This is a genomic window from Bacillus sp. M6-12 (assembly GCF_002860285.1).
Taxonomy (GTDB): Bacteria; Bacillota; Bacilli; order Bacillales; family DSM-1321; genus Peribacillus.
The window spans coordinates 64,831-78,744 of the sequence record NZ_PGVF01000008.1 but is presented as its reverse complement, the minus strand read 5'-3'; the positions used below and the strand labels follow the sequence as shown (position 1 = coordinate 78,744).

At 40.2% G+C, this 13,914-nt stretch carries 13 protein-coding genes and 2 pseudogenes; 10 read left to right on the top strand and 5 right to left on the bottom strand.

Features of this window, described 5'->3' with window-relative positions; all coding sequences use genetic code 11:
* Window positions 1–151: 151 nt before the first annotated feature.
* The gene (locus CVD28_RS11340) at window positions 152–2,521 is read left to right on the top strand and encodes a transglycosylase domain-containing protein (protein WP_180954121.1); all 2,370 of its coding nucleotides are present in this window, start codon (window positions 152–154) and stop codon (window positions 2,519–2,521) included.
* A gap of 139 nt (window positions 2,522–2,660) precedes the next feature.
* Complete coding sequence (locus CVD28_RS11335) at window positions 2,661–4,019, top strand: protease complex subunit PrcB family protein (protein ID WP_101592494.1); 1,359 nt, start codon at window positions 2,661–2,663, stop codon at window positions 4,017–4,019.
* Between the two features lie 88 nt (window positions 4,020–4,107).
* On the opposite strand, the gene CVD28_RS11330 is transcribed toward CVD28_RS11335, so the two are convergent.
* From CVD28_RS11330 to CVD28_RS11315, 4 genes are all read right to left on the bottom strand, one after another.
* Complete coding sequence (locus tag CVD28_RS11330; RefSeq protein ID WP_101592493.1) at window positions 4,108–4,530, bottom strand: GtrA family protein; 423 nt, start codon at window positions 4,528–4,530, stop codon at window positions 4,108–4,110.
* Window positions 4,499–5,536, bottom strand: a complete 1,038-nt coding sequence (locus CVD28_RS11325) for a glycosyltransferase family 2 protein (RefSeq protein ID WP_101592492.1) — start codon at window positions 5,534–5,536, stop codon at window positions 4,499–4,501. Before CVD28_RS11325 ends, CVD28_RS11330 begins: the two co-directional genes overlap by 32 nt.
* Window positions 5,537–5,571: 35 nt before the next feature.
* On the bottom strand, window positions 5,572–7,242 hold the full coding sequence (locus CVD28_RS11320; protein WP_101592491.1) for a DUF6044 family protein: 1,671 nt from the start codon (window positions 7,240–7,242) through the stop codon (window positions 5,572–5,574).
* Window positions 7,243–7,426: 184 nt separating this feature from the next.
* A complete protein-coding gene (locus CVD28_RS11315; protein ID WP_101592490.1) occupies window positions 7,427–7,750 on the bottom strand; it encodes an HPr family phosphocarrier protein in 324 nt (107 codons plus the stop codon).
* A 440-nt stretch (window positions 7,751–8,190) separates the two neighbouring features.
* Between CVD28_RS11315 and CVD28_RS11310 the strand changes: the two genes are divergently transcribed.
* Complete coding sequence (locus CVD28_RS11310) at window positions 8,191–9,459, top strand: MFS transporter (RefSeq protein WP_101592489.1); 1,269 nt, start codon at window positions 8,191–8,193, stop codon at window positions 9,457–9,459.
* 273 nt (window positions 9,460–9,732) lie between these two features.
* Here the strand turns inward: CVD28_RS11310 and CVD28_RS11305 are convergent, their stop codons facing one another.
* On the bottom strand, window positions 9,733–10,146 hold the full coding sequence (locus CVD28_RS11305) for a hypothetical protein (RefSeq protein WP_101592488.1): 414 nt from the start codon (window positions 10,144–10,146) through the stop codon (window positions 9,733–9,735).
* Between the two features lie 271 nt (window positions 10,147–10,417).
* Here CVD28_RS11305 and CVD28_RS11300 point away from each other — a divergent pair, with 271 nt between their 5' ends.
* The 7 genes and pseudogenes from CVD28_RS11300 to CVD28_RS11275 form a co-directional block, all read left to right on the top strand.
* On the top strand, window positions 10,418–11,191 hold the full coding sequence (locus CVD28_RS11300) for a spore coat protein (RefSeq protein WP_101592487.1): 774 nt from the start codon (window positions 10,418–10,420) through the stop codon (window positions 11,189–11,191).
* A gap of 38 nt (window positions 11,192–11,229) precedes the next feature.
* Window positions 11,230–11,565, top strand: a pseudogene (locus tag CVD28_RS28750) (hypothetical protein).
* 64 nt (window positions 11,566–11,629) lie between these two features.
* Window positions 11,630–12,082 carry a hypothetical protein gene (locus tag CVD28_RS11295; RefSeq protein ID WP_101592486.1) on the top strand — a complete coding sequence of 151 codons (453 nt, stop codon included), beginning with the start codon at window positions 11,630–11,632 and terminating at the stop codon, window positions 12,080–12,082.
* Window positions 12,083–12,384: 302 nt separating this feature from the next.
* Window positions 12,385–12,939 carry an RNA polymerase sigma factor SigY gene (sigY, locus tag CVD28_RS11290; RefSeq protein ID WP_101592485.1) on the top strand — a complete coding sequence of 185 codons (555 nt, stop codon included), beginning with the start codon at window positions 12,385–12,387 and terminating at the stop codon, window positions 12,937–12,939.
* Window positions 12,902–13,246, top strand: a complete 345-nt coding sequence (locus CVD28_RS11285; protein ID WP_101592484.1) for a YxlC family protein — start codon at window positions 12,902–12,904, stop codon at window positions 13,244–13,246. The genes sigY and CVD28_RS11285 overlap by 38 nt, the downstream gene beginning before the upstream one ends.
* Entirely contained in the window at window positions 13,243–13,434 is a 192-nt protein-coding gene (locus CVD28_RS11280) for a sigma-Y antisigma factor component (protein ID WP_101592483.1), read from the top strand. The genes CVD28_RS11285 and CVD28_RS11280 overlap by 4 nt, the downstream gene beginning before the upstream one ends.
* A gap of 16 nt (window positions 13,435–13,450) precedes the next feature.
* Window positions 13,451–13,765 (top strand): annotated as a pseudogene (locus CVD28_RS11275) (multidrug ABC transporter permease); the annotation flags it as partial.
* Between the last annotated feature and the right edge of the window lie 149 nt (window positions 13,766–13,914).

The window sequence follows — 13,914 nt, the reverse complement described above, 5'->3', positions numbered from 1 at the left end:
CACGCAAAAAAATATATCTAGTTGTGCTTTCAAAAATTTCATAGGGAAAAGTGTTAACTTGCTTAAAGCGGGGTATATAAAACACATTGGGCCTTACATACTAGGTATATGGATAATTGTAGCCAGTGAAAGACTTGAATAGGGGGATCATATGGACGGGCTGTTTCGCATTATGGCAAGTTATTTCAGGCCTAGAAAAATACTTAAGACAGGTATTATTTTATTTTCAAGCATCACCTTAATTGCGGTAGCTTTTTTAAACTTTATTGAACCTGAAACGGACATAAGCAATTTAAAAACCGGACTGGAGAAGCCAACGGAAATTTACGATGCGGAAGGAAAGCTGGCTAGTAAAATCTCAGCCAATAAAACAGAAGGAGTTGCGATCGAGCAGATTCCCAAAGAAGTTATTAATGCCGTGCTGGCTATCGAGGATCACCGGTTTTATGATCATGGCGGCATAGATTACAAAGGCATCATGAGAGCATTTTATACAAACCTTAAAGCAGGGGGGATTGTGCAGGGGGGGAGTACGATAACCCAGCAGCTAACTAAAACCGCATTGCTTGAAACAGATCGTACCTATAAAAGGAAAGTGGAAGAATTTTTTCTCGCCCGTGAGGTAGAAAAAGAATTTACTAAAGATGAGATATTAGAAATGTATTTGAATCAGATTTATTTCGGTCATGGTGCCTGGGGAATTCAAAAGGCATCCAGAATCTATTTTGGCAAAGAAGTGGGTGATATTTCACTTTCGGAAGCAGCTCTGCTTGCAGGGCTTATTAAGGCACCTTCCACCCTGGATCCTTTTAGCAATTATGAGAAAGCGGTAGAGCGAAGAGATTCAGTCCTCAGCAAAATGAAATCATACCAATTTATAACGAATGAGGAATATGAAGCTGCTGCCACCGAAAAAATTGCATTGAATAATGATGAAAGCGGGGACCCATATAAAGGAAAGTTCCCTTACTATGTTGATTATGTTTTAACAGAAGCATCAAAGAAATACAATATTGAGCTGGACAAACTGCTGACCGGTGGCTATAAAGTTTACACTAGCCTTGATCAGAAGATGCAGCAGGCTACTGAAGAAGTATATAAAGAGGATGCTAATTTTCCAAAAGGGACAAATGACGAGAAGACCGTTCAAAGCGGGACTGTCCTGGTTGACCCGAAAACCGGAGGCATTAAAGCGCTGGTTGGCGGAAGAGGAGAGCATCAGCTTCTAGGATATAACCGGGCAACACAGCTGAAAGCACCACCGGGTTCGACGATGAAACCACTCGCCGTTTTTACACCGGCTCTGGAGGAGGGATACGAACCAGGCTCAATGTTGAAGGATGAAAAAATGGATTTTGGCGGTTATGAACCTGAAAACATTAACGACCAGTACCAGGGTGAGGTTCCGCTTTATGAGGCACTAATGAAGTCGATGAATGTTCCAACTGTCTGGCTGCTAAATGAAATTGGAATTCAAAAAGGACTGGATGCTGCCCAAAGGTTTGGGATTCCATTGGCAGAGGAAGACAGAAGGCTCGGCCTTGCACTCGGTGGCCTGGAGGATGGAGTTGCCCCTATTCACATGGCCGGAGCTTTCTCGGCATTTGCGAATGGCGGGGAACGAATTGAACCTCATGCAATTGTAAAGATTGTAGATTCAGCCGGAAATGAGGTTGCTGCCTGGAAAGAGAAAAAAACAAAGGTAACCTCTAAAAGTGTTGCCAAAAAGATGATTGCGTTGCTTCTTGGCGTTGTTGAGAAAGGTACAGGCAAAAACGCCCAGGTAGCGGGGTGGGAAATTGCCGGAAAAACCGGATCTACTCAGGTCCCTTTTGAAGGCTATGAACACGGAGTCAAAGACCAGTGGTTCGTAGGATTTACTCCTTCATTGGTAGGTGCAGTTTGGGCCGGTTACGATAAGACAGATAAGAAAAGTTATCTGACCTCAACCAGCAGTACGGGCGCAGCCAAATTATTTCAACGAATAATGGACAAGGCTCTTGAGGGCCAAGAACCAGAATCGTTTAATGTTCCAGATATTGAGACTATAATAAGGGATCATGAAAAGGCTGAAAAGGAAAGAGAAAGGGAAAAATTCTGGAATGATCAAAAGCAAAAGGTAAAAAAGGGCTGGGAAAAATTCAAAGGGAGCCTTAAAAAGGAAGATAGCCAAAAACAAGAGCCGGAAGCTGAAGCACATGTGGAAAGTACAGATATTCCAGCTAAAACAGAGGGAAGTGTCCCTAACGAAACGCCTCCGGTAAATACACAACCAGCTGAAGACACGAATGAAGGAGAAAAAGAAGAAAAGGAACCAATAAAGAGAGAAGAAAAGCCGGAAAAAAAACCTAAGGAAAAACCAAAAACGGAGCCGCCAGCACCTGACCCGCCGCCGGCTGAACCACCTCCGGCAGAACCCGATGGAGAAAAGGAACCCCCTCCTGAACCACCGGAGGAAGGTGGAGAAACAGGACAAACAGGACAAACAGATGAAGGGGAGGGCAATACGGCAACTCAATAAATTATTTGGCGGGCTATCCTTTTGGAAAATTCGTCTGGTAACGCTTGGATTATTTAATGTCCAGGCGTTTTTTTATGGATATTCTGTAACCTTTAGGAGATTAAAACGTCAAAGTAGTTGAAGCAAAGGAGGCAGAGTAATGAAAAAGTTTATTGCAGGGCTATTATTCCTTTTGATAGCCGGTTTTTCAGGATTTGCAGAAGCAGCTGGGTCACAAGACATGGATCCCATCCACCAATTTGAGAAAATTGAAAATAACACATTACAGCAAGATGAAAAAGCATTTATTGACTATGTTAAAAAGACCCCTGGAATCCATCAGTACGGCAATCTTTATGTAGTTGCACTCGGCCCTCAGCCTAGTGCAGGATATGGTATTGAGCTAACCGGTCAGGTACAGTCCTGGGAGAAGTATAATGTTTATTTTACAAAAACACTTCCAAAGCCTGGCCAAATGTACGCAAAAGTTGTTACTTATCCGTATATTGCTGCGAGATGGGATGGAGTTCCATATACCAGTCTCAGCATTTTGGATGAAAAGACAAAAAAGCCGTTTTTACAACAGGCCAAATCTCCATTTCTCTTTAAGGAAGGCAGAACGATTACTGACTTGAAAAAGGGGTGGGTTGTTGACTTCACCACCAGATTAAATGAAAAGACACTGAAAAACTTTGATGTAACAATTGAAAATGTTTTAAAAGGCAAGCGTCACCCCGCTTCGCTGGATGTGCAGATAAAGAATAAGGTTATCAGGATTAATCCCGCTTCTTCTTACGAGAAGAACTCGTTATACTTTCTGAAAGTTAGAGATAAGCAGCAGGGAACAGAAACTATAGTTCCTTTTAAAACGATTGAATTCTTAAATAAGATAACTTTAACCTATGATTTTTCAAAGGGTCTTCAGGGCTGGACCGGAGATTTCGCAGATCTTCCTGAGAACTATGAAAAAGGCTCATTTGAGCTGGAATTTGGGCATATGCCAATCCCATTGGGAAATACAAGGCTGGAGAATGCATTAATGCTTTCAGGCCACAATCGAAGCGACGATTTATTTATGTTTGCAAAGAAAAAAATCGGTCAGGAAGCAGGGCTTCTCCCCAGCACGAGCTATGAGGTTGGAATCGTATTAGACTTATATACCAATGCGGATCCGGGGTTAATAGGTATAGGAGGGGCACCGGGGGAAAGTGTGTATATTAAGGCGGGCGCTTCTTCTGATGAACCTAAACCCATCTTGAATAATAACGATTTAAGATTGAACATCGACAAGGGTGAACAGGCATCACCCGGAAAAAATGCAATCGTAATCGGCAATGCCGCAAAAGAAACAGAATCCCAAGCTAAATATGATAAAAAAACATTAAAAAGTACTGAGAAGATCATTGCCAAAACTAACAGCCAGGGTGAGCTTTGGCTGATGTTTGGATCAGATTCAGGGTTTGAAGGGAAAAGTACGTTATATTATAAAAAAGCCAGATTTACTTTAACAAAAAAATAGGCAGGATTTTTAAGGCTGATCAAACGGAGAAATGTTTGCCGCTGACAAAAATTGCAGGCGCCCTCCTAATGAGGACGCCTGCACAATTTTATTCCCGGAACACAAATATTTTCTGTCCGGCATAATTTGCAATCGTATAAAATCCTGTTCCCATCAGCACAGCCAAGTTATTTTTGGATATCAATTGAAAAGCTGCCATATACCTATCGATGTATTCAGCCATAAATTCACTTATTGAATAGGCTCCAAAGTAACAAATCAATATAACGGCAATAAACTTTGGGATGCCGGATTTTGCGGAAACTGAGCTGTGGAACGTAAATGAACGGTTAAGGAAAAAGCTTACAGCTGCGCCGATGCTATTTCCGATAAAGGTAGAAATCCAATAACTAAAACCGAGGGCATTCAAGAAAAAATATACAGCGGATAAACCAATGCAAGTATTAAATATACCAACCAGCAAGAAGCGGGTAAATGAATTAGTTTGTTTCAGGCATTTGACCTCTATCAATGGCGAAAAGCTCCTCTTCCGCTAGAGTTAAATTTTTGCGGTGCAGCGGCATGGGGATAGAATACGAATCAATATCGACAATAAACTTTGGACGCCGCTTGGATTCCTTGTATATTTTGCCGATATATTCCCCAATTAGTCCAATCGCGATAAGCTGAATTCCGCCTATCAGCCAGATAGAAATGATTAATGAGGTCCAGCCGGTGGCCGTATTGCCGGAGAACTTAAGGGCCAGGAAATAAATTCCAATTAGGACACTTACAAAAAAAGATGCCAGCCCAAGCAATAGTACAAACCGGATGGGGGTAACCGAGAAAGAAGTAATTCCATCAAAGGCAAAAGAAAGCATTTTCTTTAAAGGATACTTTGTTTCACCGGCCATCCTTTCCTTCCGCTCATAATAAACAGTAGCAGTCTGAAAGCCAATTAGCGGGACGATACCCCGCAAAAACATATTCACCTCATCAAAGCGCTCAAGCTCTTGAATTGCACGCCGGCTCATCAAGCGGAAATCCGCATGGTTGTATACAAGATTCACCCCCATATATTTCATTACCTTATAAAAGGACTCGGCTGTTGTTTTTTTGAAAAATGTATCTGTATTGCGTTTGCTGCGGACTCCATACACGATTTCATTTCCTTCAAGGAATTTTTGGACAAATAACGGTATTACATGAATATCATCCTGTAAATCCGCATCAATAGAAATCACGCAGTCAGAGCCCGTTTTTGCTGTAAATAAGCCTGCCAGAAGCGCATTTTGGTGGCCGCTGTTCCGTGCCAGCTTTAAGCCTTTTATCCGATCATTTTGTAAGCCTGCTCTATAGATGATAGACCAGGTATTATCCTTGCTGCCATCATCTACAAATAAAATTTTACTGGAATCCGCAACGATATTTTCTCGAATCATTTTCCCAACCAAGTGATTGAGCTGGCGGATCGTTTCCGGCAACATTTCTTCTTCATTATAGCAGGGAACAACTATCGTAAGAGTTGGTTCAATCATTTATGTATCCTCCTGGTGCAGTCCATTTAGCCTGTTTATAATGCTTTATATAAGTAAATTTTCCATGCTGCAGTTTTAGATGTGAATATTTTTTCAAGACTGAGATTATTTTCACCAGCATTTTCGATAGGCAGCGCGGCGAGGAAATAGGAACCTCCAAGCTGTTTAAAGGGCTCTGTATTCAGCTGGAGATGTTTCAGCTTTTTCCTGGAATTCTTTTTTATCATATAATGCTTGCCGAGCTCATCGGTAAAAATGTAGCAGCGTCCGCCCCATTCATCAAAGTAGGTGCGAATGGTTTTATTTTTTGCCAACTCCTGTTCAATTATTTTCCGAAATTTATATTTGTAGCTTAAAGGATAGAAATTATTATAGGTATCAAGTGTATAAAAACCATTGTACTGCGCGATGGCAGGGTGGATTCCAATACTTGCAACACGGTAATCCCTCTGTGGCAGCCCGATATGTTCCTTAACCTCCGTGAAAAGGTCTTCAGCGTAAAACTCTTGAACTGTTGGTTTATTTCTGTAAATGATCTCATCATTAAAAGCAAACAGGACAATGATTTGCGCAGCCAAAAAAAATATAACCAGCTGTTTGCGGCCGATCATTTGCTCCCAGAGGATCTTCAAGGCAAGGGCAAAGCTTGCATAGATAACCAGTGGCCGAAGGAAATGGAAACGGGCAAAGTTAAAGGTGTCCAAAATATGAAACCGCTCAGTTAAGGGAAGCCAGCCCTTATAAAACCAGAAAGCGTACCAGGCAGAAAGCAGGAAATTAAGGACAAATAAGAAAAAAAACGTTTTTTCACTTCTCCAGAGCCCTTTTTTTACTATTGCATATAAGGCGAAAATAAGTGTTAGGAGTATAAAGAGCCCATGGACGGTCATTACATGTGTATGGCCAAGGATAAAATTTTTGAAGGTCAGCCGAATGGCGCTCGCTAAAGTTAGGCGGGCATGAAAATATTCATCCCGGCTGGTTGGGTCTGTAGCGAACAGCAGCGAATAAACCAGCCGATATTCGACAATCAAAAAGACAATTCCCATATAGATGATAGAAATTAAAAATTTAAGATTCCATCCTTTTCCTCGCAGGGCATCTGTCACCCAGAAGATTCCCATAGCAGTGAGAAAAAAGAAAAAACCGAGTACAATGCTGGAATAAAACGGAAGCAGAGTAAGCGCCAAATAAGTTTTCCATGAATAATTACCCTGTCTAATATGTAAAAAAGCCCAAAGAGCAAGCGGCATTCCTAGCGTGCTCAGCATGCCGGAAGGCCAAAAGGGAGTAAGGGCAAAGGCCAGTGCAGGCCAAACGCGGATTGCGGTCATTTCTTTCTTTTGAATAAAATGGTCTTTCAGGAGAAGGTACATTCCTATAAAAGCAACAACTCTTGAAATGGCCTGGCTTAATGAATAAGCAATCATCGGGGAAAAAAGGGCATATAGCCAAACGATCCCTGTCAACTCTGAGCCGAATGCATTCCGCGGAAGGCCATTAATGATTTGAGGAATGGCAGCTTCGAGCCCGCCTGCCAGCTGGCCGCTTTTAGCCAGCACTTTATACCAGGCAATATTTGAATCTAAATTGTCATGAACACGGATATGGGCGTTTTCCCCTAAAATAAATAACGGAGAAAGATAGACCGCCAACAGAAGAAAAGCAAATATTACATGCCTTTGCTCATTTTTATGCAGTAACAATTCATCCACCCCGCACAAATAAATTCAAATTAATAGGATGATTATAATGTTTGCTTTATAACAGAATATATTCTTAAAATGGCCTTTTTCATCCTTTAAAGCTAGTTCTTAAGAAAGGGCAGACAATAAAAAACCATGCCCGGATCCGGGCATGGTTAACCTCAACGCGTATTGGAGGGATAGTTTAAATTCGAACTGTATCAGTAGGATTTACGAAATAAGTCTGTCTGACTCCGGCAGACTGGAAGTGACCCTGGAAGCTTACTTTCAGATCCTCCAATTTTTGCTGAACTTGTTTTCCTTCAACAATGATTTTTATTAAAGAATCTTCTTCAATTGTAAGCATAAAGGAAACAAGTTTGGAAAGCTTGCCTGCATCAATAATTTTGTGGTTGCACATGAAATAAATATTTCCTTCGAATCCCCTGATGCTTTGATATAATGAAAGAATGCCTGTCATAGTCAGTCTAGACTGAACTGTTACATCGGATGAAATAATTTCGTACATTTTGTTTTCTCCTTCCAGGTATTATATATTAAAGGTTCGTTTGTGTTGTTGTTTGATAGTTCATATTTACCCGGTAAGGAGCCTTTGAAACATTTATTAATGAATTGGAATATTATATTAAAAAAGCAAAGTTTTAAGGAATTCGTACATGTACATATATTGACGGAAGCGGTGTGGGAGGCATATAAAAAACAGAACGCCTGAACTGCAATTAGCTGTTTCTGCTATTGGCAGGTTACGAGTCAAAGGAAGGTTTGAATAAGATACGAGCATTTACAGCATTCTTAGGCCAAGGAATAAAAACACTATGATTACTTAAGCTTATATCCCAAGCTTACTCATCCAGGGAAGGCCGGAGAAAGATACCGAAACATCGAAACACTTATCCAAACATACTCACAAATTACAAAATGTAAAAGATGAGAATGAGGAGAAACAAAATGAAAAAACTATTTACAGTTTTCCGCAATGGTAATTTTTCGAGATTATTTTTTGCTGCCACGGCATCTCAGATGGGCAGCAGCATTGGTATTACAGCTTTTATGTTTTATTTACTTGACCGCTTTTCTGAACAGCCTTCCTATGCAACTATTACCGAGCTAATGTATTCACTCCCGATGCTGGCTGTATTTTTTTTAGTAGGAGTATTTGCAGACCGCTTTGACAGGCAAAAGGTTGCTTTATATAGCGATGTCATTTGCACAGTATTATCACTGATTTTAGCTGCTGCCATCTTTATAGACTGGATTCCGCTTGTATTTGCTCTTTTGTTTTTGAGGAGCGCGGTACAAAAGTTCTTCCATCCATCTGAATCAGCAATTATCCAGGGAATATTAACAAAAGAAGAATATACTTCTGCTGCCGGGCTGAACCAGCTTGTTTCAAGCTTATTCATGCTGTTCGGAAATGGGCTGGGTGTCTTTTTTTATTGGCAATTTGGAATTATTGGGGCGGTTCTTATTGATACAGCAAGCTTTATCATTAGCGGCCTCCTTATCAGGTCCTGCACTCTCCCCGAAAAAATCAGGAAACCGAATGGAGACCATTCGATTCATACATTAAATCTTTCTACAGTTTTTAAAGAGTTCAAGATAGGCTTAGATTATATCTTACATTACAAACTGCTGCTGACACTGCTATATGGTTTTATATTTTTTGGGATTATCAATGCCGGTTTTTCAGTGATGCCCATTTTTATTCTGAAATACAAGCTGCAGCCCGTAAAATATGAGGAATATATGGTTGTTTTTGGTATTGTGTTTGGGATCGGTGTTCTGCTTGGAAGTATAGCAGCTTCAGTCTTTGCCCAAAAAATAAAGTTATATTGGCTCTTAGTGTTTGGTTTATTTATGACAGGGCTTTGTATAGGGCTCTCATCTACAACCGATTCAACGGTGGTCTTTTTTAGTTTAATTTTCGGTTCAGCGGTTTCATTGCCGCTCGTAAACGTTGCTCTTGGAGGCTGGATGCCCATCATTGTCGATCCGAAGATGATGGGCCGCGTGCAGGGGTGGACTGGTCCGCTGCAGATGCTTTCCCAATCCATCACCTTAGCTTTTATTGCCGCAGGCTTTCCAAAGATTCTTACAATTGAAGGCTTGTACTGGATCGTTGGTGGCTGTATGATGGCAATTAGTTTGTTTTATCTGCTTGTCCTGCCAAAGTATCTTCATCAGCAAAGGCAGCCGGACCAGGCGACAGTATCATAGATAACTGCTCAGCTGATCCATCCCCTGTATGCTCAAAGAGCGGCAGGGGTTTTATTTTATATGGAGAAAGGCCGGATCTGCGCTGATCGTTTGGATAAAAAAACTAATTAAAATTAAAATGTAAAAATCACTTAGGTATCTCTATTGCGGTTTTTTGTTAATTTAATGAAAAAAAGACGATGCCTTAGCTTAAAGCATCGTATCTATTTATAAAATATAACTATGAAATATTCGGTATGAACACAACTAATTAAGATTCCTGTCCTTTTCTTGTTAAAAGCAAGTAAACGATTGAATTTGTCGCAGGTCTATCCCGAAATAAACCCAGTTGAATCCAGTCCAACGATATCCTGAGACAGAGTTTCGGCCTACAAAAGTTGGATAAAACCAAAATTGTTCAAAACCTCTCAGCCATACATATGTGTAACTGAATAAACATCCTGCAATACCGCCTGGGTCAACTGCATACGCTTCTACTTGTTGTGGAGGAACAAAAGATGGCGGCGGGGAAGTTGGCGGTTCAGCCGCTGAACCTTCCCCCGGCAGTGCCAACGGAGGCGGACCGACCAATTGTCTATAATTGGGGGCCGCATAGTAATAATTTTCCTCTTGGAATGGAGGTGAATATAAAGAAGCTTCATGACTATTTGGATAGTTATAATATAGAGACAGGTGACCAGGATACATAAAATGCACTCCTTTTCTTTTTAATCTCACATCATCCTATTCTTTAGTCATTACATATCAACTTGTACTTCTATAAATGTGTATTCACCTATAAAACAGTTATTTCCTGGTGAAACTTCTTGCAGACCTTACAAAGTTGCAGCTCTTTCAATCTGTTGAATCTTCTTACCATTACCTTTCAGAATGTTATCTTGACTTTATGGTGTCATATAGGTATTGACCTGCATATGTTACACAAAGCAGTTGCCAAGTGTATATAAGGGGGAGTTATTTGTACAGGCAATTTCAAGAACAAACGAAGGGGAACTATACCTATTCCGGTAGCGTAGTGTTGCTAGACATGAAGCAAGGTGACGTTACAGGTGACGGTATAATGGATTTCGTCTATTTATATGGAAGAAAAAATGTTGAAACCGAAATCTTCGCGGATCTTATCACACTCGTAATTCGAGATGGGCGTTCTAACCAGATTTCAGCAATTAATCTCCAAAATAATTCAGGATATAATGCTAAGCTTTTCCTTGGGGATTTTTCCAAAGATAATATATTAGATATTTTGGTAAGTATTGAATCGGGAGGAAGCGGGGGGTACGGTATTTTCTATATTTACTCCTTCAGAAATAATATTCCTCGCCTATTGTTTGATTTTGAAAAATATAATAATAGCTATACTTTCAAAGTCGATTATGAAAATCTTTATAAAGTAAGTGTAGGAAGTCCTTCATTAGATGTTGTTTTCACCCTTGATATTAGTTATAAAGGCTATGAGTACCTTTCACTGCTTTACGATGAAAATGGCAAATTAAAACAGCCCGTCAAAGGCGAGGTTCTTGCTGCAGGTGCTTTATATCCCATTATTACAAATTCAAAAAGCATGAGTTATGATTTGCTTATTTTTCAACGTATTATCGGTATTTCTAACTCGGACACATTAGGATATGTTGAAAACCTCTTAACATGGAATGGTGCTCAATTTATTTCAGCAAGGTTGGCAGCAGCGATACTGGGAACAAAGTTATTTAGTGCTACTAATGTCGAAATATAAAGCTCGTATTATGCATTTATCCTTGTAAAGCAATGGCGATGGCAAAGTTTTATTCTTTTCATGGAACTGAAACTATGATTATTGATTTTTTTACAGGTCAAAATGGTGGAGGAGAAGGCTGGTATAAATTAATATCTGCAGAAAATGGGATCGGGAGCATTAGCCAATTACGCGGTGGCACCCGCAACTTACTTTGTAGATCATGTAATGGGGGCTGCAGGAGATCGCGTAACATACTCAAATAATATTAACCAATGGGCAACTTTTTTCAAGAAACCCAGGCGAACCTAGATCTAATTGTTATTTATGGAACTTCCGCAAAAAGTATCCCCGCCCAAACCACACCCTATAGAATAATCAATCGTCTTGTGTGAAGGACTGGTATCATAATATTAATTTTCCTTTCTTTACTAAATAAAATATAAGGAGAGATAAACTTTGCAAATTCCTCGTCAAACTAGCGTTACTTTGCCTTTTCCATCAAGGTGGGGTATTCATGCTGCTGTGGGTGGCAGACCCGTCGTTTATGGCATATTTAACATAAACTCTGTTACAGGTAACAGGGTAGTTGGAACAGTTAATTTTCGCGGTAGGGATATTCCAATTAATGGGTATTGGGATGAAAACACCAAACAACTAAGAGTTGATTCACCTTATGCCACATATTCTGGGCATTTAACTATTTTTGATGATCCCTCGATTAGAATTCGACATTATATTTTAACTGGACGGCTTACAATGAAGCCTCCCTCTTTACAAGCGGGTCAGTATGGAACTTGGGTTGCTACAACTGACACAGTTCTTGCAGGAGCTCCTATTAGTAGTGGTGTCTTGCCCCCTGTTGGAGTCTTTTTAACTTCAGACCTGCTTAAAGGGGCAGTCGGGCGTTAAATAGACGGATTTTCGTTATTTGACTCGCATACAAATCAAGTTAACATAATTGTGCATACGCGCACTCAAATAAGCCCTCAGAATTGAGGGCTTCCGAATAAAGCCTAATATCCTTTTTGTGCTAAATTTCCATTTGTTTTTGATTATTTCCATACATAGATTAGGATTTAAAACTCTTAAAAGTTTTTTGTAAATTATTTTAGAAAATAATGAACGATTACTATACCTTGATCGTCTTAACGGTAAAAGACCACAGAAATGCTGGGATGTAAAAAGCAAAGGAAGAGTAGGGAGGTTAGCATATGGAAGAAAAGAAATTGATTGAAAGCGCCAAACAGGGGGATGACCTTGCCTTTGCCCTGCTTTTTCAGGACAGCTACCAGCTGCTGGTCAAATATTTAATTAAAATCACATTCAGCTACGAGGCTGCGGAAGACCTTGCACAAGACACTATGGCCAAGGCATTGGAAAAAATTCAGCACTTTAATGGAACATCTAAGTTTTCTACCTGGCTGATATCGATTGCCACCAATTTATTTATTGATATGACCCGGAAACAGAAAAGAGAAATACGGTTTAAAGAACAGGAACAGTCCATCCGTAAGCTGAAATGGCAGATGCAGACATCCGATGAGGATTGGATGGATACGATTGAAGCCTTAGGGAAATTGACCGAAGAAATACGGATTCCAATCATTTTGAAGCATTATTATGGATATTCATATGCCGAAATAGGCAAAATGCTGAACATTGCTGAAGGTACGGTAAAATCAAGGGTCCATAATGGAATCATAGCGGTAAGAAAGGAGCTGAGGCTTGATGAAGAAGATAGTAAAAATCGAAGAAGCACAAAGTAAAGAGACTAAAAATGCTATAGAGAAAATAAAGCAGGGTTTAAGCCATCTTGATGATCACGGTAAAGTGTTCACTCCTGATTTATCAGCGATTCAAGCAAAAATAGCAGAACAGCGGGAGCTCGCGGCAAGGAAATGGCGGCGTGAGATTAAACTGTTTTGTCTCATTGCAGCTGCAATCCTGTCGGTTTTGTTAATTGCTCTATATGAAAATCCGCTTGTTTTTGCGGCTGTTCAAGGAATATCAGCAGGCTCCATTATTGCCGTTACTATTTTCAAGTATGTTAAACAGAAGGTGAAGGAAACATGACTCGGACCGAACTGATGACGCTTCCCTTTGTCGCCTTGATTTTGTTAGCACAAAGTGTCTTTCTGTTCATAAATGCCAAAAAACACGGCCACAACTACTGGCTCTGGGGAATTCTAGGCTTGGTTCAAGCTCCTGTTCCGACTATTATCTACATGTTATTTGTACGGAAAATAATGAAGAAAAAATGAGCAGCGGTTGCCTTGCCAGAGGCAGCTGATTTCATTCGCCAGAGCACTTGCTTTCAATCCTGCTATTCTGATTCTGGACGAAGCAACATCCAGTATTGATACTGAAACCGAGGCAATCATTCAGAAAGCCAAGGATATTTTAAAAAAGGGAAGAACAACGTTTATCATCGCTCACCGTCTTTCAACGATAAAAAACGCTGACCAGATTATTGTGCTTGATAAAGGGAGAATAGTTGAGCAGGGAAGCCATGATGAATTAATGTTACACAAAGGAAAGTATTATCAAATGTATCAGCTGCAGCAAGGCCGAAAGGACGGCCTTGCAGGATAAAAACCAAAGAAACCAGGCCGCCAGCCTGGTTTCTTTTCTGCATCGGAAATTGATATTGTTCATTAAATTTTCACATAGCCGTCAAAAAATATTACGTTTTAGTATCAGGAGAATGGATTTTTCTATGTTAATTTTACAGTAGAAGAAAT

Coding starts and splice junctions, on each gene's coding strand:
- CVD28_RS11340 (WP_180954121.1), top strand. CDS start 152: ATGGACGGGCTGTTTCGCATTATGGCAAGTTATTTCAGGCCTAGAAAA.
- CVD28_RS11335 (WP_101592494.1), top strand. CDS start 2,661: ATGAAAAAGTTTATTGCAGGGCTATTATTCCTTTTGATAGCCGGTTTT.
- CVD28_RS11325 (WP_101592492.1), bottom strand. CDS start 5,536: ATGATTGAACCAACTCTTACGATAGTTGTTCCCTGCTATAATGAAGAA.
- CVD28_RS11315 (WP_101592490.1), bottom strand. CDS start 7,750: ATGTACGAAATTATTTCATCCGATGTAACAGTTCAGTCTAGACTGACT.
- CVD28_RS11310 (WP_101592489.1), top strand. CDS start 8,191: ATGAAAAAACTATTTACAGTTTTCCGCAATGGTAATTTTTCGAGATTA.
- CVD28_RS11305 (WP_101592488.1), bottom strand. CDS start 10,146: ATGTATCCTGGTCACCTGTCTCTATATTATAACTATCCAAATAGTCAT.
- sigY (WP_101592485.1), top strand. CDS start 12,385: ATGGAAGAAAAGAAATTGATTGAAAGCGCCAAACAGGGGGATGACCTT.
- CVD28_RS11285 (WP_101592484.1), top strand. CDS start 12,902: ATGAAGAAGATAGTAAAAATCGAAGAAGCACAAAGTAAAGAGACTAAA.
- CVD28_RS11280 (WP_101592483.1), top strand. CDS start 13,243: ATGACTCGGACCGAACTGATGACGCTTCCCTTTGTCGCCTTGATTTTG.